Source organism: Bacteroidota bacterium, from assembly GCA_030706745.1.
Taxonomy (GTDB): domain Bacteria; phylum Bacteroidota; class Ignavibacteria; order Palsa-1295; family Palsa-1295; genus PALSA-1295.
Map to the genome: position 1 here is coordinate 484,806 of JAUZNX010000001.1, position 21,120 is coordinate 505,925.

The following is a 21,120-nucleotide window of genomic DNA, read 5'->3' on the forward strand; positions in this document are numbered from 1 at the left end:
TACTCATCCGCCGAGCTTAAATCCTATCGCCGGTTTCTCCATCTGTTGTTGAGTGATCTCTGAAAACAAAGTCGATAGCCCCGGGAGAGGAAGAATCTTCTTGAAAAGCAAATCCCAATTATCTTTGTAAAAGGCGAAGTTAAGCTGCCGGTTCGTCTCAAGGAGGCAGATAGTACCGAGCCGATTTAAATCGGTGCCGGGTTTCGTCGAAAGGGTGATATATTCCGAATTAGCCAATGAGCGAATGAGATTTCTGAATCGTGCCACCCTGATTGCGGTCTCATCAAAGTCGGTCGGAACGTAAGAAATTTCAGGAATACTCAAAACAAGGATACGTCCATCATCTGGCGCTCTCAATTGAACCGAACCGAACGAAGGCGGTGCACCTGGCTGCAAGCCGCCCATTTGGAGCATGAATGTGTTGATGTCAGCAATTCGCCCATCGATAATACCAGAAATAATCTCAAGTTCAAAGATTTCCATAAAAGTATTCGGTTACTTAAATTCAAAGCCCACAGCCCGGACAGGAGTTCCTATCCGGGCTGCTGGTCAATGTGCGTTATTTCTTCTCCTCATCCACCACCTCGAAGTCGGCGTTCTCGACTTTCGGGCCGCCGGAGGGTTGTCCGTCGTGGCCGTTCGGTGGCGGCTGCGGGCCGCCGGGAGCGCCATCGGCGCCGGGCTGCTGGTACATCTGCGTCGAGACTTCCGACCACGCGCGGTTCATCGCTTCGACGGCCGCTTTGATCGCCGCGTTGTCGGTGCCCTTGAGCGCGTTTTCGAGATCCGTGATTGCGGAGTTGATCTTGCCCTGACCTTCGGGCGTCATCTTGTCCTTCAGTTCTTCGAGTTGCTTCTTCGATTGGAAGACGAGATGGTCCGCCGTGTTACGGGTCTCGACCTGTTCCTTGCGCTCGGTGTCCTCGGCTTTGTGCGCCTCGGCATCGCGCTTCATCTTTTCGATCTCTTCCTTCGAAAGTCCGCCCGACGATGTGATGCGGATCGACTGCTCCTTGCTCGTCGCTTTGTCTTTCGCCGAAACATGCAGGATGCCGTTCGCATCGATGTCAAAGGTTACTTCGATCTGCGGCACGCCGCGCGGCGCCGGTGGAATGCCATCCAAATGGAATTTCCCGAGCGACTTATTATCGAGGGCCATCGGACGCTCGCCTTGCAATACCGAGATTTCCACGCTCGGCTGCGAATCGCTCGCCGTCGAGAACGTCTCCGACTTGCGAGTCGGGATCGTCGTGTTCGAGGGGATCATCGGTGTTGCCACGCCGCCCATCGTTTCGATCGAGAGCGTGAGAGGCGTCACATCGAGCAAGAGCACATCTTTGACTTCGCCGGTGAGTACTGCGCCCTGGATCGCCGCGCCAATCGCTACGACTTCGTCCGGATTCACGCCTTTGTGCGGCTCCTTGCCGAACAAACTACGTACAATTTCTTGCACTTTCGGAATGCGTGTCGAACCACCGACGAGAATAACTTCGTCGATCTCGCTCGGCGAAACCTTCGCGTTCGCGATGGCGCGCTTGCACGGCTCGATCGTCCGCTGCAAGATGTCATTGACAAGTTGCTCGAACTTCGCGCGCGTGAGCGTGATGTTCATGTGCTTCGGACCTTCGGCTGTGGCCGTGATGAACGGCAAGTTCACGTCGGTCTGCATGAGCGATGAGAGCTCCATCTTTGCTTTCTCGGCCGCTTCCTTCAGGCGTTGCAGCGCCATCGGGTCCTTGCGGAGATCGATGTTCTCCTGCGACTTGAATTCATCGGCCAGCCAATCGACAAGACGCGCGTCGATGTTGTCACCGCCTAAGTGCGTGTCACCATCGGTGGACTTCACTTCGAAGACGCCTTCGCCGAGTTCGAGAATGGAGACGTCGAACGTGCCGCCGCCAAAGTCATAGACCGCGACTTTCTCGTTCTTGCCCTTCTTGTCGAGTCCATAAGCCAGCGCCGCAGCCGTCGGCTCGTTGATGATGCGGCGCACGGAGAGACCCGAAATTTCGCCCGCATCTTTCGTCGCCTGACGCTGCGAGTCGTTGAAGTAGGCCGGTACGGTGATCACCGCTTCGGTGACCTTCTGTCCGAGATAGTCCTCGGCGGTCTGCTTCATTTTGGTGAGGATCATCGCGCTGATCTCGGGCGGCGAATAGACGGTCCCGTTGATCTCGACGCGCACGTTGTCGTTCTCGCCGCGAATCACTTTGTAGGGCACGAGCTTCATCTCCTCGTTGACTTCACCGAACTTGCGTCCCATGAAGCGCTTGATGGAGAAGATCGTGTTCTGCGAGTTCGTCACGGCCTGCCGCTTTGCGGCCTGCCCGACGAGCCGTTCGCCCGTCTTCGTGAATGCGACGATGGAGGGCGTCGTGCGCGCGCCTTCCGTGTTCGCAATGACCGTCGGCTGCGTGCCTTCCATGACGGCCACGCAGCTATTCGTTGTTCCTAAGTCGATACCGATTACTTTACTCATTGTTGTGTGTGGTGGTTAAACGCTTCTGAAAAATTTCTCTGGCCGTAATCTCAAGCTCCGGAAGCTGCGCTGTGTAGCACGGCGCGGATTGCCGTGCCTGGAGCGGATTCGAAGCACAGCGCCGGCTGCGCAGCGAATGAGAGCTCACTGCCAGAATGTCATATGCTGACTGGCTTACTTAGTAGGTCTTGCCCGTCCATGTTGATTTCCCATGCAAGCTTAAGAAAACTAACCCATTTTAGTATTTGAGTTTGTTTTTCATGAAGTATGCCGTTCCAAGCATGTAGTAGTCAATTCTAAAATTCTACACTCGAGCTCCGGTGAGTCTTTTCGACGCTGATCTCAAAATCTTAGAAAGCTATCAAGTGCCAAACCTGCTTCGGCATCGGGAATAAATAGAAGGACCATGCCATAAGCAAAATGGTCGAAATCAAGTTGATTTCGACCGTTTCTACAAAAATAGTATGACGATGTGACAGTGCTACGCCGCCGCCATTGCTGGCTTGGCCACTGCCGGCGCTGCATCCACTCCATACCAATTATTGCGCGTATTGATCTCCGCGCCGGAAAGCTTGGCATAGAGGAAAAGCTGATGGCGGTAAGCGCAGATGTATTTCGTCACTGTAAGCAGCGCATCGAAGAGCGTCGTCTCTTCTTTGCTGAACGGATGATACGTCATGCGCGTCAGGTCCGCATCGGAGACGTGGGATAAAACCTCCCTGATCTCTTCCTTTTCGCGCTCGATCATTTCGGGGAAGTTCTCGAACGTTACCGATTCCGTCGACCACTTCGCTTTCGCGCGGTAATTATCGACCGCAAGCGATTTGTCCTCTGCCGGGTTGACAAAGTGGCCTGTCATCGTCTTACCGATGTAGCAAAGATACTGTTGAAGCTCAAGCGTGGAGCGCATGTTCTCGCGTGGACGCCAGTCGGCGTTCTTTGGATCGAGCTTGGTGTACAGGTGCTGGCAAACTGTAAGGTCGTGCAAGATGCTATTCTGGAGTGACTGTTTGATACTCATGTATGACAAGAAAAAATGGTGACCGCAAATATGCGAGCTATCAATACACTCGGAAGCATGAATGAGTTTTTGAATTCGCGATTGGCTTTCTATAGACTTCCGCCAACTACCGAAAATAGGATGCCTCCGTAGGTGATTGAGTGATTGCTGACGAATCCGGTGAGATCGATACCAAGATAATCGCTGATTCTGTATCCGAACGTCGCTTGTGCTGAGGCGCCCAAACCACCGCCAATGTCATTCGTGAGTGAATCCGCCCTCGGAGAGGCAATGAAGGTGTTGAACGAGGCATGAATGACATTCGGACCGGCCTCGATACTCGCCCAGAAATCGCCCTGCTCGAGGCGTGCACCAAACATCAATGCATATTCGCGGACGTCCTGGCTTGCCGATTTGCCAATTGGCTGTGAAAACAAATCGCTCGCAGAGAGTCCGAACGTGCTGGTGTATCGCAGAGTGGCCTGCATCCAGTCATGACTGCCTGTGAGTGAGATTCCACCGCCCAATGTATTCAGGGATCCCATGATGGTGCCGATCTGAATAGCACCATAAACTCTGTCCTGCGGCTGCAATGCTGCCACTCGTGTGCGGTAGTCTCTGTCAAAAGAATGCTCCGAGAGTGGCTCATCGGCTTTCGCTGAATCCACACGTACAGCTTCCGGCGGAGTGCTCGCAGAATTGGTGTTCTCTTTTGATGCGGCCGGCATCTCACTAAGCTTGTTGGTGGCGCTGGCGGCACTTGCCGCATGCTCCGAAACAAACTGCGATGACATAGCCAATTTGTCGTGAAGCGGTGTAACCGAGACCCGACGAGAAGGCAGCGGAGACGAACTGGAATTGCCAGTGCCACTACTTGCTGCTCCAATCGCCGGGAATTCCTCAATCGATTGCCGAGCTTGTGGGAAGAGAGCCGACACCTCATTTTGTCGGAGGATGAGCGTGGCTATTAGACCAATGCCAACGAGCGCAACGGTCACATACGGCCATGCGCGCCATCGTGTCGAAGCACTGAGAGTGGCGGCTCTGACATCGCCCAGGCTGATCGTTGGCTGCGCTGCCTTAAGCGGGCCAAGAAGATCAATATTTTGCCGGGTGGCAAAAATCTGTTCTCTATTCTGTGTCATGACTGGAATCCCGGTTCAGGAAGTTTGGGGAAAGAGATCTGTTCAGTTGATAGCGATTCTCGCAAGTCGGTGCGATCGAGCAGCGTTTCACGAAGCGCTTCGCGGCCACGGGAGAGCCGAGTCTTGATTGCCGAAAGTGACCCGCCTTGAATCGCGCGGATCTCCTCGAGCGAGAGTCCTGAGATTTCGAAAAGCAAAATTGCCTCCCGCTGTTTCTCAGGGAGTGCACCCAGCGCGACCAACAAAAGGTCCAGATCGAACGAGGACTCGCGTGAGTTCTCATATCCAATATGCATGGCTTCCTCGAGTTGCGCGAATATTCTGAGTCGCCAGCTCCGGCGTTTATGCAAGCGGTGCGCGATCGTGAACAAATAGCTCTTGAACGCTTGGGGACTCCGCAGCGTGGGGTATCCCTTATGGGCCTCCAGAACCGTGTCGCTCAGGAGATCGGCAGCATCATCTTTCGAGCACGTCAGTCCGAGGGAAAAGCGCCAAAGGCTCTCCCAATACTTTTCGATCAGTGCCCAGAATTGTTGTTCGACCTGCATGCGACAGTAAGTGACGCAACCCGCAAAAAAGTCACATCGGTTCTTCGCGAGATTCTATCATGAAAGGCAAAAGCCAGCAAGGACGCCGCTACGCGTCCCTGCTGACTTTCGATTGCCGAAAGATCTGATTTATTTTCCGATCTTGACCTCGCGCTCGCGTGGCTTTTCAGGCTCGCGCTTCGGAATGCGGATTTCGAGCACGCCATCGATGAAGTTCGCTTCTATGGCGTCTTCATTCAGATTGGCCGGCAAGGCGAACTGACGGACGAACTCCCCATGCGAACGCTCGATGCGGTGAAAGCTCTCTTGCTTGCTTTCTTCCGTGCGCTTTTTCTCGCCCCGAAGTGTGAGTGCGCCTTCTGAAAGCGTAATCTTCACGTCCTCGGCTGTCATGCCCGGCAATTCGGCGCGAACATAGACGTTCTCCTTCGACTCGGAAATATCCACGCGCGGCGCGAACGTGCCTAACTCGACATGAATGCCTTGCTGGATGCCGTTTGTGATCGCACCCTCCACATCGTTGAATAATCTTCGGAGCTTTTGCGAGGCGACTTCGAAATCTTTACGTGGCTCCCATCGGTATACTGTCATTGCAGTTTCTGTTATGTGAATGAGAAATAGTTTTGAGTGACACGCTTCGGTGTACTCGCTAATTGCCCTCTGGTATCAAGAAGGAACATGCCAACCTGCCAATCATTAGAAATCAGCGCAATTTCGCAGTGAAGCAAGAAGTCTACACTGACACTCTGTCAGAGATTCGCCGCAAATTTGTCGCGACTTCGGACAGTCTTGCATTCGAGCTCGTCATGGAATCTTTCGCCATTACGATTCGGTTGCGTGCCGCGCGGAGATGATCGGTCATCTCCGTTGGACTTCCGATGGGGGTGTCACTCACGATAGTTAGGTGAGCGGCTGAGATCATACCCCGGGGACCTGATCTGGATCATGCCAGCGTGGGAAAAGCGGAAACATTTGGCTCAGAGCGGATAGAGGAATGTGGAGAGAGGATAGTGAATAACTCTTCCTCCACTATCCACTATCCACTTTCCACTATTGCACTAAGCATTGCTGCCAGCGATCCGACAGGAGGCGCAGGCATTCAGGCTGACCTGAAGGTTCTTCAGACTTTCGGAGTCCATGGTCTTTCCGCAATAACCGCAATCACGGCACAGAATACCCTTGGCGTTCGGAGCGTCTGGCCTGTGCCCGCCGAGTCTCTTCAATCCCAACTCAACGCTCTCCGCGAAGACATTCCGTTTTCCATCATCAAAATCGGTGCGCTTGGTTCACGCGAGGCAGTAGAAGTTGTGGTAGATTTCGTTGCTGGCGGAGAGTACACGGTGATTCTCGACCCGGTTATTCAGCCAACGAGTGGACGGGAGTTGACAAGTTCAGACGCTGTGGATATGATGGTAAATAGACTATTCCCACACGTCACGCTACTCACGCCGAATATCCTCGAGGCAGAAGTACTGCTCGGCAGGAAGATTGCATCGTTCGATGAGATGGAAGATGCTGCTCGATCCATTCTCGCACTTGGACCGAAGAGCGTGCTCTTAAAAGGCGGGCATGTGAATAGTGTTGATCGCGTGCAGGATCTCTTCCTCGATCACGAAGGTGCAACAACATTTTCATCGCCACGTATTTCTGGCGATTTACATGGCTCGGGCTGTATGCTTTCATCCGCAATCGCCGCATTGCTTGTGCACGATGCAGACATGCTGAACGCCATCGAGCAGGCACGAGAGTTCGTGCATCAAGTTCGCGCATCCGCAATGCAAATCGGCGGCGGGGATGACCGATCATCTCCGCGCGGGCAACGTATCGCTTCGCCAATAAGCTTTATTCCTGACTTTGTCGCTTAACCTATGAAAGAACTAAAGACTTCCTTTCCTTCGAGCCGCAAGATATATGTGAGCGGCTCGCTTCACTCGGATATTCGCGTGCCTATGCGGGAGATTTCCGTTTCACAGACACGTCTCTCCGCAGGAGGCTTCGAGCCAAACGCGTCGATTCGTGCCTACGATACCACCGGACCGTATGGCGAGCAACCCGGCAGCGTTCGCGAAGGATTGCCCGCGCTCCGCCGCGAGTGGATCATTGCGCGCAAGGATGTCGAAGAGTACCAGGGCCGAAACATTCGCGCTGAAGACAATGGTTACTCCAATGAGGAACAGCTTCGTCATGCGTTCGAAAAGCAGAACGGCAAGCTCGAGTATTATCCGGGACTTCGACGCAAACCCCTGCGGGCAACTCAGGGCAATGCCGTAACGCAGATGGCCTACGCGCGGCGAGGCATCGTGACTCCTGAGATGGAGTTCGTGGCGATCCGCGAGAACATGGGACGGGAGAAGGCACCAGAACTGTCGGCCACCAAACGAACATCACTCGGATTTCAACACCCGGGAAATTCTTTTGGCGCAGCGATTCCGAAAGTAATCACTCCCGAGTTCGTTCGCGATGAAGTTGCGCGCGGTCGCGCGATCATTCCGGCGAATATCAATCACCCCGAGAGCGAGCCGATGGCGATTGGTCGCAACTTCTTAGTCAAGATCAACGCGAACATCGGCAACTCCGCGGTCGCGAGTTCGATCGAGGAAGAGGTCGAGAAGATGCTTTGGGCGACCAAGTGGGGGGCCGACACGGTCATGGACCTCTCGACTGGCAAGAACATTCACGAAACACGCGAGTGGATCATCCGCAATTCCGCCGTGCCGATCGGCACCGTGCCGATCTATCAGGCGCTCGAGAAAGTGGATGGCCGTGCCGAAGAACTCACGTGGGAGATTTTTCGGGACACGCTGATCGAGCAAGCCGAGCAGGGGGTCGACTATTTCACGATTCACGCCGGCGTGCGTCTTGCGTCTGTGCCCCTAACGGCGAATCGCATGACAGGCATCGTCTCGCGCGGCGGCAGCATTATGGCGAAGTGGTGCCTCTCGCATCATAAGGAGAGCTTCCTTTACACTCACTTCGCCGAGATCTGCGAGATCATGCGCGCTTACGACGTGAGCTTTTCGCTCGGCGATGGCTTGCGTCCTGGCTCGATTGCCGATGCGAACGACGAAGCGCAACTTGCGGAGCTTCGCACGCTCGGCGAACTTACGACTGTTGCGTGGAAACAGGACTGCCAGGTGATGATCGAAGGTCCCGGCCACGTCCCAATGCAGCTTATCGAGGAGAACATGCGACTCGAACTCGAGCAGTGCCACGAGGCACCCTTCTACACACTCGGGCCGCTTACGACCGATATCGCACCAGGATACGATCACATCACGAGCGCCATTGGCGCGGCGATGATCGGTTGGTTCGGTTGTGCGATGCTGTGTTATGTCACACCGAAGGAGCATCTCGGGTTACCGGATAAGCAAGACGTGAAAGACGGTGTGATCGCCTACAAGATCGCTGCGCACGCGGCCGACCTTGCAAAGGGTCATCCCGGAGCACAGACGCGCGATAATGCACTGAGCAAAGCGCGCTTTGAATTCCGGTGGGAAGATCAGTTCAATCTTTCGCTCGATCCGGAGCGTGCCCGCGAATTCCACGATGAGACACTGCCGCAAGAAGGCGCGAAGTCCGCGCACTTCTGTTCAATGTGCGGCCCGCATTTTTGCTCCATGAAGATAACTGAGGATGTGCGCAAGTATGCAGCAGAGCACGCGGTGCTCGAAGCAGATGCGCTTGCAATCGGGCTTGAGCAAAAGAGTAAGGAGTTTATCGAGTCCGGCGCCGAGCTTTATTCGATAGCATTACACGACGATCCTTTGACCCCATGAGTCACATTCGTCACATCCAACCCACACCATGAGCAATCATCCTCACGTCATCGTTGGCGGCGGCATCATCGGTCTTTCGATCGGATGGGAACTGCTGCGCAATGGGGCGGAGCACGTCGAGATTTACGAGGCAGGTGAAGCCGTTCGGAGCGGTGCGACATGGGTCGCGGCTGGAATGCTCGCGCCACGCGCTGAAGCGAACTTCGAGGAAGTCGGTATCTATCATGCGGGCGTGGCGAGCTTGAATGCCTATCCGGACTTTCTCGCGAGGCTTGAAGAAGACGCGAATGAGGTGCCGCGACTCGATACTTGTGGCTCGCTCATGATCGCGACGAACATCGATGACAAGCGCGAACTCGATCGTCAGTTCGAATTCCGCAAACGCATCGGGTGTCCCGCCGAGCGGCTGGATGGAACTGCTGCGCGCGAGCGCGAGCCATTGCTGGGACCACGCGTGACCTCCGCCCTTTGGCTCGATGGTGACGCACAGATCAACAATCGTACGCTGGCACTCGCACTAAAGCAAGCATACTTGAAGCGGGGAGGACTCTTGCACGAACATACTCGCGTTCAAGCCGTTACTCGAGATGGCGATCGGTTGGGCGTGCGGACAAGCTCCAGCTTGCCCGCGCTCGAACTGGAGTTCGCCCATACCCAGGCGGCTACGGTCACGATTGCGACTGGCGCCAATGTGCAGATCGAAGGAATCGATCCGATTCCCGTGCGTCCGGTCAAGGGACAGATGATTGGATTACGCGCGGAGCCATTTGCTATGCTACGCCAACCAATCCTTGCGACGAAAGCATATTTGGTGCCGAAAGATGATACACGCCTTCTCATTGGCACCACTGCAGAGGAAGTAGGTTTTGACAAGCGCGTGACCGCCGGACCGATCCTGAATATCTTGCATCGCGCCTGGGAAATGGTCCCCGCGATCTACGAACTCGAAATTGAAGAGATCCTAACCGGGTTCCGTCCGACCCCACGCGATCACAAGCCGATCGTGGGACGCGGCACGACTGACAATCTATATTATGCCACGGGACACTATCGTCACGGCATCTTACACGCGCCGCTGGCCGCTCGCATGATTGCCGACTTGATCGTTGCCAACAAGTGGGACGCCCGATTCGATGAGTTTTTGCCATCACGCTTCCTGTCAAAGAAGGAGCCGGTCGCCGCATGAAGCTCATCGTCAGTGGCACCGAGTGGGAGTTCGAGAGTGCGGTGAACGTTTCTGCGCTGATCGAGCGCCTTGCGCTCGATCAGCGCAGCGTTGCCGTGGCCGTGAACGATGAGGTTGTACGCCGCAGTACGTGGCCAGAGCGCGAGCTTCGCGATGGCGACCGCGTGGAGATTGTGCGTGCGGTGCAAGGAGGATGATTTCTTTTTTTGTCACCCGGAACGGAGTTCGACTCCGCAAATCTCCGCTCCGCGAAGCTTTGCTCAGCTCGGAATGACGGATCAAAAGGATTATTGGGATAATTATGGATGTTTTTCGAATCGCTGACAAAGAATTTAGCTCGCGCCTGATCCTCGGCACGGCGCGCTACATCAGCCCGGAGATCATGTTGCAGTCTATCGAAGCAAGTGGCGCCGAGATGATTACCGTTTCCATTCGTCGGCACAATGTGCTGGATAAGTCGCATGAAAGCGTGTTCGGGCTGCTACGCAATGGGCCGTATCATCTGCTTCCAAACACGGCGGGATGTTATACGGCGAAAGAGGCAGTGCTCACCGCCGAGTTGGCGCGTGAGGTTCTCGAAACGAATTGGATTAAGCTCGAAGTCATTGGCGACGATGAAACGCTGATGCCGGACGTAACGGAGTTGCTGAAGGCAGCGGCCGAACTTGTTTCACTCGGCTTCATCGTCATGCCATACACAAACGATGATCCGATCACGTGCCGCAAGCTTGCGGACATGGGCTGCGCGTGCGTGATGCCGCTCGGCGCACCCATCGGAAGCGGCGCGGGCATTCGGAATCCATACAACATTCAAATTATTCGCGAGCTGATTTCGCTGCCGGTGATCATCGATGCCGGAATCGGCACGGCTTCACACGCCGCATTAGCGATGGAGCTTGGCGCCGATGCCATTCTGCTCAACACCGCAATTTCCTGTGCGGAGCATCCTGTCATGATGGCCCGCGCAATGCGGCTCGGAGTTGAAGCGGGACGAATGGCCTATCAAGCTGGCCGGATTCCAGAGAAGCTATACGCAGAGCGATCGAGTCCAATCCAGGGAATAGCCACATCCCCATTTTTATCCAGGATGGCACAAGGAGTGATTCGTGATTGACTTCCGGCTGTACGTTGTGAGTAATCGACAGATGCGGGGCGATCTCGTCGTGTTCGCACGCGAAGCCGCCGCTTATGGATTGCGCGCACTGCAATTGCGCGAGAAAGATCTTTCGACGCGCGCGTTGCTTGCGCTCGCTCTTCAGATTCGCGAGGTAGCGCCGGAGCTTCAACTCTTCATCAACGATCGGCCCGATGTCGCGCTGGCTTGCAGCGCAGCCGGTATCCAGGCGTCCGAAGCGGGCTGGCCTGCCCACCGTCTGCACCAGAGCTTCGATCTCTTGTGCGGCAAGAGCATGCATTCGGTCGGACCGATGACGGATTGGTCTGGTGTTGATTTCGCTACTTTCGGACCTGTCTTCGCAACTCCGTCGAAAACTGAACTTGGCATTGGCCCTCGCGGGCTCGGCGCGCTTCGGCAGACAGCCGAGTTGGCGCCAGTCCCGGTCTTCGCGATCGGCGGCATGACGCCAGAACGCGCCGCGCGATGCCGCGAGAATGGCGCACAAGGGGTCGCAGTGATGTCCGACTTGCTGCTGGCCTCCGACCTTCGTGCGCGTCTCCAGGAGTACGAATCCGCTCTTGGCCAACTATGATATACGACCTCACGGGCCTGCATGTTATTGTGGGTGGCGATCGTGCCATCGAGTTAGCCACGCTTGCCGATCAACTTGGTGCGAGCGTGATTCAGCTTCGAGAAAAAGATAGACCTCTCGGGGAAATACTCGACGTCGCCGACGCGATTCGAACTCGCGTGACGCATGCTGCCTTCATCATCAACGATCGGGCAGACATTGCGCGCGCCGTTCATGCCGATGGCGTGCATCTTGGTAGTGACGATCTGCCTGTCGAATACGCTCGCGTCTTGCTAGGGCCCGATGCAATCATTGGCGCCACATGCGGCTCGTTAACTGAAGCTATGGAAGCGCAAACTGTTGGGGCAAATTATATTGGCTTCGGTCATATCTATCCAACCCGTTCCAAAGAAAAGCGAACGCCGCAGAAGACTCTGCAAGAGGTCTCTGATTTTGCGTCGGCTATTTCCGTCCCGCTTATTGCCATTGGCGGCATTACACCTGCGAACGCTGCGCCAGTACTTCAAGCCGGAGCTTCTGGTATCGCCGTAATTGGCGCAATTCAAAATTCTGACGATCCGGCGCGGACGATTCGCGAGTTGCTCGCGCTTGTGAACCTTCGCGCCACGCCGCAGCCATGATGTTGTCGAACGAAGAACGCCAGCGCTATCAACGCCACCTGACACTCGCCGAGATCGGCGAGCGCGGGCAAACACTGCTCAAAGCTGCCCGCGTGCTTGTAATCGGTGCGGGCGGACTTGGCTCCCCAGCTCTCCTTTATCTCGCGGCAGCCGGCGTTGGCACGATCGGCATTGTCGAGGATGATCGCGTCGATATTTCGAATCTCCATCGCCAGATTCTCTTTGGCGAGTCCTCCGCAGGACGCTCCAAAGCGCAAGAAGCAAAGCGGAGAGTTGTCGATGTCAATCCACACGTCACGGTTGCATTGCACGAAACTCGCTTCGCACCGGATAACGCGCTGGATATTCTTACGGGCTACGATCTCGTGCTCGATGGATCGGATAATTTCTCGACACGCTATCTCGCCAATGACGCCTGTGTGATTCGCGGCATCCCGCTGATCTCCGGCTCGATCGACCGCTTCGAAGGACAGGTCAGCGTATTTTCCACCCGTGGGGGTCCTTGCTATCGCTGCCTCTTCCCGGAAATCCCCGATCCATCGCTCGTGCCATCGTGCGCGGAGTCCGGTGTGTTGGGTGTACTGCCCGGGGTGATCGGAAGCCTCATGGCGACCGAGGCGATCAAGCTCCTATGCGGCATTGGCGAGCCGCTCATCGGACGGCTGCTCCGTTACGATGCGCTTGCGATGCGTTTTGCGGAGTTTCGCATTGCTCGCGATCCCGATTGTCCGATGTGCGGACGAGATGGGCGAAGCACGCTGTTTGAAAGTTATGAGTTCGCCTGCCAGACCGAACCGCTTGAGATCACCTTCGCGCAATTGCCGGATGATGCTTTGCTCATCGATGTCCGAGAATCGATTGAATTTCGAACGCGGCCATCGCGTGCTCAGCTAATCCCGATGAGCATATTTGCTTCACGCATCGAGGCATTGCCACGTGATCGAGCCATTGTCTTGCTTTGTGCCTCAGGCATTCGAAGCCTGACGGCAGCCAATATGCTTATCGCTCGCGGCTTCTCCAATGTTTGCAGCCTTGCCGGAGGATTGCAGCGCAATCCAGAACTTGCCATCAGCGTCGTGGCTTTGGATGGATTTTCTGCAACGTCAGCACCCGAAACTCCCCCAGCTTCAGCTCCTCAATCGTAAAGTGCACCGTGTCACCTTCCTTGATCGGCTTCATAATCGAGTCGCTGATCAGGGGATAGGAATACATCATCGGGCTTAGCAGCTTCGGTACCGTCCCATGCTCCAGCGTTATGAGATGATGTTCGTAATCGATTCGCCGCACGATGCCACGGCCGCTCCCGGTGCCGGTATCAACCGGAAATAGTTTGTTACAGCCGAGCATGGCAAAAAGCAGCAGGAAGTAAGCGGTGACGTGAAATGAGTAGTACCGGACGACGCTCATGATTGCTCTACCTCGCTCTCTTGCCATGCTAATTCTCATACCCGATACTCTATTCCCCATTCTCATGCCAATTTCTTCCTAAAGCGAAGCGCACTCAATGTCAGGATCGCTGTCGCGAAGATGAAGAGCGCCAGTACCTGCGGCCAGAGTACATCCAGTCCCGCACCGCGAAGAAAAATGCCGCGGATGATTTCGAAGAAGTATCTGAGCGGCAGAAGATAACTGATGACCTGGATCAATTTGGGCATGTTCTCGATCGGGAAGATAAATCCCGATAGGAAGTTCATCGGCAGCATCACAAAGAACATTGCGGTCATCATCGCTTGCTGTTGCGTGCTGCTGACAGTTGAGACGAAAAGCCCAATCCCAAGCGTTGTCAGAATAAACAGCACCGAAAGCCAGCCGAGCGTTATGATCGAACCGCGGACTGGGATGCCAAACAGCAGCGTCACGCCGGCCAGCGCAAGCAGAATATCGATCATGCCGATGATCGTAAATGGCGCAAGCTTTCCGACGATGATCTGCCACGTTTTGACCGGAGTCACGATGAGCTGTTCCATCGTCCCTTGCTCCTTTTCTTTCACGATCGCAAGTGCCGTCAGCACGACGGTCGCCTGCATCAGGATCATCCCGAGCAGGCTCGGTAAAATGTAGTTGCGGCTCTTGAGATCGGGATTGTACCACACACGAATCTCCGGTTGGACCGTGATCGGCTTCAGCATTCCCAACCCTTTTCGTGCAAATCCCGACAGCATGACATCTTGGGAATATCCTGCCACGATCACTGCCGCATAGTTGAGCCCGACAGACGCCGCGTTACTCTCCGAACCATCCACAATCGCCTGGATCGGCGCCGGCTCGCCTCGTGAAAGCTTGCGTCCGAACTCCCGCGGAATTGTCAATGCAATCGAGGCTTTGCCACACACGAGATAGTCGTCGATGTCCGACATTTTATTGACGTAGGCGACGATGGGGAAGTAACCGGAATTCTCAAATCGCGCGATGAAATCATGGCTTTGCAGCGAATGGTCGAGATCGCATACGATCATCGGCACCGAGTTGACATCGAGATTGATCGCAAAGCCGAAAATCAGCAACTGCATGATCGGGCCAATAAAAATCAGCCGCACGATATTCGGATCACGCCGAAGTTGGAGGAATTCCTTGCGTAGAATATGAAGAATGGCTCGCATTAATGTCTGTGCAACACTATGGTCGTACTTGAATGCTCAACGCACTGCTCATGCAAAAGTACGATCTGTTGCCCATGACAGCAGGAACAACACAATACGAACATTCGGCGCGTCAAAAACACCACCGCCTACTTCGGTGGTAGTTCGCAGCTTGCGAGAGAGTTCAATCCAACGGATCAGTGTCGCTGTGGATTTACAGACCAATCCCCTCAATTCCAATGTATCGGTTTCACGGCATGGAAGGTCCGAAGATACTCGAAGTCGTCCATCTCCGTGTCCGACACGGCATTGCGAGCGATTGCGTCAGGTCGTGTGGCAAGACACACTGGTGTGCGACGCGGGGTGCGCAGTGAGTGCAGATGGTGTGCGCGAGCTCGCCCTTCGCTCGTATGCTCCAGCACCCAGCCGGAGACCAAACCACACACGATGGATAATTTGATGAGAAGAAAATCTGGCATAGACGCCTCGTGCTAATGTTACAAGCCCTTGTGCAACAGTCACACCATTCCGGGGATAGCGCGGAATGAGAAGAATTGTCGGTCTCGTCGCCAGATTAGGGAAAGAATCTTTACTGCGGGTAGTAAGTACTTCCCGTGCATTACAATACCTTCTTCCGCAGTCTGTTCCAGCTTACAACGATGATCCAGGTGGCGAAGGCGAGCATGAAGAGCGTCTCTTGCCAGAAGACTTCAAGCCCCGCGCCGCGCAGCACAATGCCACGCAGGATCGAGAGGAAATAGCGCGCCGGATTGATATATGTCAGCGCCTGTATCGGCAGCGGCATGTTGCGGATCGGAAATGCAAAACCGGAGAGCATGAACGTCGGCAACAGCGAAAGCAGCGTCGCAAGCTGAAAGGCTTGTTCTTGCCGCGAGGAAACTGTCGAGACCCACAGCCCGAGTCCCAAACCACAGAGGATAAAGATCATTGCTTCGACATACAGCAATAGTAAATTGCCGCGCACAATCACATCGAACAGAACATAGCCCGTCAGGAGAATGAGCGATGTGCTGATGATCGAGATCAGCACATAGGGCAACGTCTTGCCGGCGATGAGCTCCATTGGATGGACTGGCGAAACGATGATCTGTTCGATCGTCCCGTTTTCGCGCTCGCGCACGATCGAAAGCGAAGTCGAGATCACCGTTGCGATCATGAGAATAAACCCGATGAGTCCCGGCACCAGAAACTTCGGACTCGTCAGCTCGGGATTATACCAGATGCGTGCGCGGTAATCAATTGGCAACGCCGGTCTCCCGCCGCCCGCCCGGGCAAGCAGAGCGAGCGAAAGACGCGTCGAATAATCCTGCGCCATCTCGGCGAGATAGCCTGCGGCAGCAGTGGCATTCGTCGCGTTCGATCCATCGACCAGGACTTGGATCTTGACCGATCGGTTTGCCCGCAAATCTCGCTCGAAGTTTATCGGAATGACGAGCACCGCGCGTGCGATCTGTCCGGTCAGGACACTATCGACCTGGTGGTCGCTTGTCAGCGCGGCGACTTTATCGAAATACTCAGTGTGGAGGAATCCATCGGTGAGTTCGCGGCTGGTGGTCGTGCGGTCCTGATCGTAGATCGCAAGAGGGACATGCTTCACGTCGTAATTCAGCGCATAGCCAAAAAGCACGAGCATGAAGGCCGGTACCACCAGCAGCACGCCAAGCGAGCGCTTATCCCGCCGGATTTGGCGAAACTCCTTCTTGATGATGGGCCGGATGCGATGAAGTGAGATCACTGTGTTTTACGTAACGCGTGGATGCGTAACGAGTAACGCGTGAAGAGTATTCTCATGCCAGGAGGTCCCGACGCGTTGAGCATCCGCGCATTACGCGTTGCTCTTTACGCGTTACTCACCCACTGCCTGCCGGTCCAGCAAATGCAGAAACACATCTTCGAGCGATGGCACAATCCGTTCGATGCGAATGAGCGGCAAATTGTGCTTCGCAAGAACTTCGCCAATCACTTGCTCCGCGTCGAGCTCGGGCTTCACACTCACGTGCAACAATGTGCCGAAGACAGATGTCTCTTCGATCCTCTTATCATCCGAGAGCGCGCTCATGGCTTCGATCACATGCTCGGTCTCGACTTCCATCACCGGGTTCGTGATGTACTGCGTCTTCAACTCCTGCGGACTACCGCCGGCGATAATGCGTCCGGCGTGAATCAGCATTAAGCGGTTGCAATACTCAGCCTCATCGAGATAGTGGGTGGTAACGAAGACTGTCGTCCCGCCCTCGGCAAGTTGGCGAATCAAATCCCAAAATCTTCGGCGCATGATCGGATCGACGCCGCCGGTCGGCTCGTCCAGAAAAACAATCTCCGGTTCATGCAGCATCGCGCAGGCAAGAGCAAGGCGTTGTTTAAACCCGCCAGGTAATTCGGTCGGAAGACTGTTCTCGCGGCCCTCGAGCCCGGCAGTCTGGATGGCCCACGCGTGCTTCTTCGCGATGACTTCCTTGCTTAAGCCGTAGATGCCGCCCCAGAAGCGGATATTCTCAGCCACCGTGAGATCGCCATAGAGCGAAAACTTCTGCGACATATATCCGATGCGTTCTTTGACACGCTCCGGTTCTTTGTTGATGTCATATCCAGCGACGGTGGCAGTGCCGCTCGTCGACTGCAAAAGTCCCGTCAGCATCCGGATCGTCGTCGATTTGCCGGAGCCATTCGCGCCCAGGAATCCGAAGATCTCACCTTTGCGCACTTCGAACGAGACATCATCGACCGCCGTGAAGCTGCCAAAGCGTTTGGTGAGCGAGTGGGATTGGATGGAGAGATCGGGCATGATGCGGGAAAAACATCACAAATGTGGCTTTAATTATTCACCTCTTTATGCTTGCCCCGCGCCTTCCGCCAAATTATTAGCGTCCAAATAATTATGACGAGAATAAAGTAATGTGGATAGGAATAGATTAAGCCTTCACGTCTTACAAAGACTTCTACTACAAACGTTAGGGAACAGACGAGGAAGAACAATATGGCGGATCTCATCGCGTTTCAGCCAAGTTCCCAATTCACAATTGGCACTACAGCTTCGCCCGTAGCTCCTCGAAGGCTCTGGCGCAATCGGTTTGGACGGCTACGAACTCACGCTTGACGCGGTCGGGGTCTTTCGCATCGGCGCAGAGCTGCTCGATGGACTCGGCGAATCCTGCGGTGTGTTTCATGCCCATGAACTTGAGGTGTGGTTTCATGGCATGGATCTGGCGCTTGGTCGCGGCAAAATCGTTTGCTTCGAGCGCCACCCGAATGCTTTCGAGTTGCGGCGGCACACCATCCAGGAACATCTTGATGTATTTCTTCAATTGATTTTCGTCCCCGCCTGTGATGTCGCGGAGCGTGGAGAGATCTGTCAGAGCAGGCCCAGCGGCCGGTTGCATGTCGTTCATACCGTTACGCATTGGAGTTGGTTGAGCGCCCCCGCTCAACGTAACTGCCTCCCGAGCCTCATCCGCATGGCCGTTTGCGATTGGTGCAGCCGCGGCGGGTGAGGGTACGGAGGATCGCTTGAAATATTTTACGAGCACCCGAAGTAGCTCGTCTCGTTTGAACGGCTTCGGCACATAATCGTTCATGCCGGCCGCAAAACAGCGGTCGATTTCACTCTTAATAACGCTCGCCGTCAACGCGATGATCGGCACATCTTTCTTCGACCGTGGCAATCGGGCTCGGATGTGCTTTGTTGCTTCGATGCCGTCCATCTCGGGCATTTGTACGTCCATGAGTACAAGGTCGAATCCAAAGCGCTCGACGAGCGCAATGGCTTCGCGCCCATTGTTTGCGATTTCAAGCGCGACTTCGCCGATCACATTTCGCAACGTATCGGCAAGCACGATCTGGTTGTATTCGTTGTCCTCGACGAGCAAAATGTGAATGCCGCGCAATAGCGCAGGATCGATGACTTCGGCTGCGCGTGTGGCTCGCGCCTCGCCATTCAATGCTTCTTCACTCGTAACATCATAGGGTGTCGTGAAGGCAAACTCGGAGCCATGGCCTAACTCGCTCGTAACCCCGATTGTCCCACCCTGCAATTCGACCAGCGTACGGGAAATCGTAAGGCCCAGTCCGGTCCCGCCATATTTTCGAGTCGTCTCCGAATCGGCTTGCGAGAAGGAATCGAAGATGGCGTGCTGTTTCTCTTTGGAGATACCGATGCCGGTATCCCGAACGGCAAAGCGAACGGTCATTCGATTATCGAGCCCCACGGCGCTCGCACTGGCGGTCAGCGTCACTGTCCCGTGATCGGTGAACTTGATGGCGTTGCCCATGAGATTGACCAGGATCTGGTTGAGTCTTGTGCTATCGCCAATCACAACCTCAGGTGCTGATTCATCGATTTCGGCCACGAGCTTTAGGCCCTTCGCCTCAGCTTTGAAGCGCATCATTTCCAGCACATGCCCCGTTACGTCGCGCAAGCGGAACGGCACGCGTTCGAACTCCATTTTGCCAGCCTGCAGCTTCGAAAGATCGAGAATATCATTGATGATGACGAGTAGATTATCCGCCGATGCCGCGATCGCTTCGAGGTAATCGCGCTGCTTTTGCACGAGATCAGTTTCGAGCAACAGACGGGTCATGCCGAGCACGGCATTCATTGGCGTGCGAATCTCATGGCTCATGTTTGCCAGGAATTGCTTCTCGAGCAATTCGCTTGCCTCGGCGCGGTCCTTGGCGCGTGCCAGTTCTTCGTTGGCCCGTTGTTTTTGGCGGTCGCTTCGATAAATCAGGATCGAGATGATCGAGAGTGCAATCGCGACGAGGATAATCGCATAGGTGATCCATCGCTGACGCGATAGCTCTTCGCGCTGCGTGGAAAGCTCTGCCTCTTTCTTGGAGGATTGGTATTTCCCCTCCATGTCGGCCAGAATTCGACTTTTATCGCCATTGAAGAGAGAGTCGTGAAGTGCCGCACCCTTATCGAGGAATGCGTACGCTTGTTTGAAATCCCCAACTTGCGCGTAGGCCTTCGCGAGGCTGAGATACCGGTCATAGAGTCCGCGCTTTGCCCCGGCCCGTTCATCGATTTCGCGCGCAAGATTCAAGTAGTAAAACGCGCTGTCATTCCGACGAACAGAAAGGAACAGATTGCCGAGCGAGGCATACGCACCGGCTGTATAGGTCGAACTCGCATCCGAATTCTCATGCAGTGAAATCGACTGACGATAATAATAGAGCGCGCTATCGAGCGTGCCTTTGCGTTCGAAGACGGCACCGATATTCCCAAGCACGCGGGCTCGCTGGACGCGGTCGTCAAGCTTCTCATAGAGATCGCCACTGCGGCGAAAATTCGAAAGCGCAGTATCCAAACCGCCAGCCATGCTATTGCGACCAGCATTCGAATCTGCATAGTTCAGGCCGATATTATTATAGACCGCAGCTTGTGTACGAAGATCGCCCGTGTGTCTGGAAAAGGCCAGTGCTCGTCCGAGATAATTCAACGCGCTGCTGCGCTCTTTCTGATCGATGGCGAGACATCCAAGGCTATTATATGCAAGTCCGATAGCGACGGAATCGCGCGAATGAACTGCAAGATCGAGCGCGCGTAGATGAAAGTCCAGCGCTTCCCGAAAGTCTCCGATCTCCATGTCATTCCAACCCAACTGCGAATAGGTCCGGACCCACAGATCGGTATCTTTCGCTTCCTCCGCTTGCTTCATTGCCATCATCAGCCGCGGTCGCGCGCTATCGTAGCGGCCTTGTTGCGAGAATCGCTTTCCCATGAAGAGATCGAAGCGGGCCATCCGGGCCTGATCGCGCGCGGCACGCGCATACTCATAGGATTGCGTCGCATATCCAAGTGTGGCAGAAGTATCCGTTTCCTCGAGAGCGACTGACAGGGCGCGAAGAATATCACTCTTCTCCGCATCACTTCGCGCATATGCAAGTCGTGCGTGAAGGCTATCGAATAGCTTCTGCTCCTGTGCGCGGCTCGTCGAGACGAGAAACAGGAGTAAACAAATCAATGACAACTGACGAATGACAAATGGCAAATATCGTCTCATGCGGTCATGCTCATATCCCATCATACACCCCAATATTCTCATTCCTCTGATGTCA

General features: G+C 54.9%; 20 protein-coding genes and 1 riboswitch. Of the genes, 8 read left to right on the forward strand and 12 right to left on the reverse strand.

Features of this window, described 5'->3' with window-relative positions:
• Positions 1–3: 3 nt before the first annotated feature.
• The 6 genes from Q8902_02130 to Q8902_02155 form a co-directional block, all read right to left on the reverse strand.
• Entirely contained in the window at positions 4–483 is a 480-nt protein-coding gene (locus Q8902_02130) for a hypothetical protein (protein ID MDP4198350.1), read from the reverse strand.
• Positions 484–559: 76 nt separating this feature from the next.
• Positions 560–2,479 (reverse strand): molecular chaperone DnaK, encoded by a 1,920-nt coding sequence (dnaK, locus tag Q8902_02135; GenBank protein ID MDP4198351.1) that lies wholly within the window; start codon positions 2,477–2,479, stop codon positions 560–562.
• 481 nt (positions 2,480–2,960) lie between these two features.
• Positions 2,961–3,500 carry a hypothetical protein gene (locus Q8902_02140; GenBank protein MDP4198352.1) on the reverse strand — a complete coding sequence of 180 codons (540 nt, stop codon included), beginning with the start codon at positions 3,498–3,500 and terminating at the stop codon, positions 2,961–2,963.
• A gap of 89 nt (positions 3,501–3,589) precedes the next feature.
• The gene (locus tag Q8902_02145) at positions 3,590–4,624 is read right to left on the reverse strand and encodes a hypothetical protein (protein ID MDP4198353.1); all 1,035 of its coding nucleotides are present in this window, start codon (positions 4,622–4,624) and stop codon (positions 3,590–3,592) included.
• Complete coding sequence (locus Q8902_02150; protein MDP4198354.1) at positions 4,621–5,172, reverse strand: RNA polymerase sigma factor; 552 nt, start codon at positions 5,170–5,172, stop codon at positions 4,621–4,623. The genes Q8902_02145 and Q8902_02150 overlap by 4 nt, the downstream gene beginning before the upstream one ends.
• A 129-nt stretch (positions 5,173–5,301) precedes the next feature.
• Entirely contained in the window at positions 5,302–5,763 is a 462-nt protein-coding gene (locus Q8902_02155) for an Hsp20/alpha crystallin family protein (protein MDP4198355.1), read from the reverse strand.
• Between the two features lie 279 nt (positions 5,764–6,042).
• A riboswitch (TPP riboswitch) is annotated at positions 6,043–6,150 on the forward strand.
• A gap of 32 nt (positions 6,151–6,182) precedes the next feature.
• On the opposite strand from Q8902_02155, the gene thiD reads away from it, so the two are divergent.
• The 8 genes from thiD to moeB all read left to right on the forward strand — a co-directional run bounded on the left by thiD (position 6,183) and on the right by moeB (position 13,608).
• Positions 6,183–7,037, forward strand: a complete 855-nt coding sequence (gene thiD, locus Q8902_02160) for a bifunctional hydroxymethylpyrimidine kinase/phosphomethylpyrimidine kinase (protein MDP4198356.1) — start codon at positions 6,183–6,185, stop codon at positions 7,035–7,037.
• A gap of 3 nt (positions 7,038–7,040) precedes the next feature.
• Complete coding sequence (gene thiC, locus Q8902_02165) at positions 7,041–8,948, forward strand: phosphomethylpyrimidine synthase ThiC (GenBank protein MDP4198357.1); 1,908 nt, start codon at positions 7,041–7,043, stop codon at positions 8,946–8,948.
• A gap of 28 nt (positions 8,949–8,976) precedes the next feature.
• On the forward strand, positions 8,977–10,134 hold the full coding sequence (thiO, locus tag Q8902_02170) for a glycine oxidase ThiO (GenBank protein MDP4198358.1): 1,158 nt from the start codon (positions 8,977–8,979) through the stop codon (positions 10,132–10,134).
• Positions 10,131–10,331: a sulfur carrier protein ThiS gene (gene thiS, locus Q8902_02175; protein MDP4198359.1), complete on the forward strand. Its 201-nt coding sequence runs from the start codon at positions 10,131–10,133 to the stop codon at positions 10,329–10,331. Before thiO ends, thiS begins: the two co-directional genes overlap by 4 nt.
• Positions 10,332–10,435: 104 nt before the next feature.
• Positions 10,436–11,248: a thiazole synthase gene (locus tag Q8902_02180; GenBank protein ID MDP4198360.1), complete on the forward strand. Its 813-nt coding sequence runs from the start codon at positions 10,436–10,438 to the stop codon at positions 11,246–11,248.
• A 16-nt stretch (positions 11,249–11,264) separates the two neighbouring features.
• A complete protein-coding gene (locus Q8902_02185; GenBank protein ID MDP4198361.1) occupies positions 11,265–11,843 on the forward strand; it encodes a thiamine phosphate synthase in 579 nt (192 codons plus the stop codon).
• On the forward strand, positions 11,840–12,463 hold the full coding sequence (gene thiE / locus Q8902_02190) for a thiamine phosphate synthase (GenBank protein MDP4198362.1): 624 nt from the start codon (positions 11,840–11,842) through the stop codon (positions 12,461–12,463). The genes Q8902_02185 and thiE overlap by 4 nt, the downstream gene beginning before the upstream one ends.
• Positions 12,460–13,608 (forward strand): molybdopterin-synthase adenylyltransferase MoeB, encoded by a 1,149-nt coding sequence (gene moeB / locus Q8902_02195; protein MDP4198363.1) that lies wholly within the window; start codon positions 12,460–12,462, stop codon positions 13,606–13,608. Before thiE ends, moeB begins: the two co-directional genes overlap by 4 nt.
• On the opposite strand, the gene Q8902_02200 is transcribed toward moeB, so the two are convergent.
• The 6 genes from Q8902_02200 to Q8902_02225 form a co-directional block, all read right to left on the reverse strand.
• Positions 13,532–13,897, reverse strand: coding sequence for a copper-binding protein (locus Q8902_02200; GenBank protein ID MDP4198364.1), 366 nt, complete (start codon positions 13,895–13,897; stop codon positions 13,532–13,534). The genes moeB and Q8902_02200 overlap by 77 nt on opposite strands.
• A 35-nt stretch (positions 13,898–13,932) precedes the next feature.
• The gene (locus Q8902_02205) at positions 13,933–15,063 is read right to left on the reverse strand and encodes an ABC transporter permease (protein MDP4198365.1); all 1,131 of its coding nucleotides are present in this window, start codon (positions 15,061–15,063) and stop codon (positions 13,933–13,935) included.
• Positions 15,064–15,272: 209 nt separating this feature from the next.
• On the reverse strand, positions 15,273–15,521 hold the full coding sequence (locus Q8902_02210; GenBank protein ID MDP4198366.1) for a hypothetical protein: 249 nt from the start codon (positions 15,519–15,521) through the stop codon (positions 15,273–15,275).
• Between the two features lie 140 nt (positions 15,522–15,661).
• Positions 15,662–16,798 carry an ABC transporter permease gene (locus tag Q8902_02215; GenBank protein ID MDP4198367.1) on the reverse strand — a complete coding sequence of 379 codons (1,137 nt, stop codon included), beginning with the start codon at positions 16,796–16,798 and terminating at the stop codon, positions 15,662–15,664.
• A 111-nt stretch (positions 16,799–16,909) separates the two neighbouring features.
• On the reverse strand, positions 16,910–17,848 hold the full coding sequence (locus tag Q8902_02220; protein MDP4198368.1) for an ABC transporter ATP-binding protein: 939 nt from the start codon (positions 17,846–17,848) through the stop codon (positions 16,910–16,912).
• Between the two features lie 241 nt (positions 17,849–18,089).
• A complete protein-coding gene (locus tag Q8902_02225; GenBank protein ID MDP4198369.1) occupies positions 18,090–21,065 on the reverse strand; it encodes an ATP-binding protein in 2,976 nt (991 codons plus the stop codon).
• Positions 21,066–21,120: the final 55 nt, after the last annotated feature.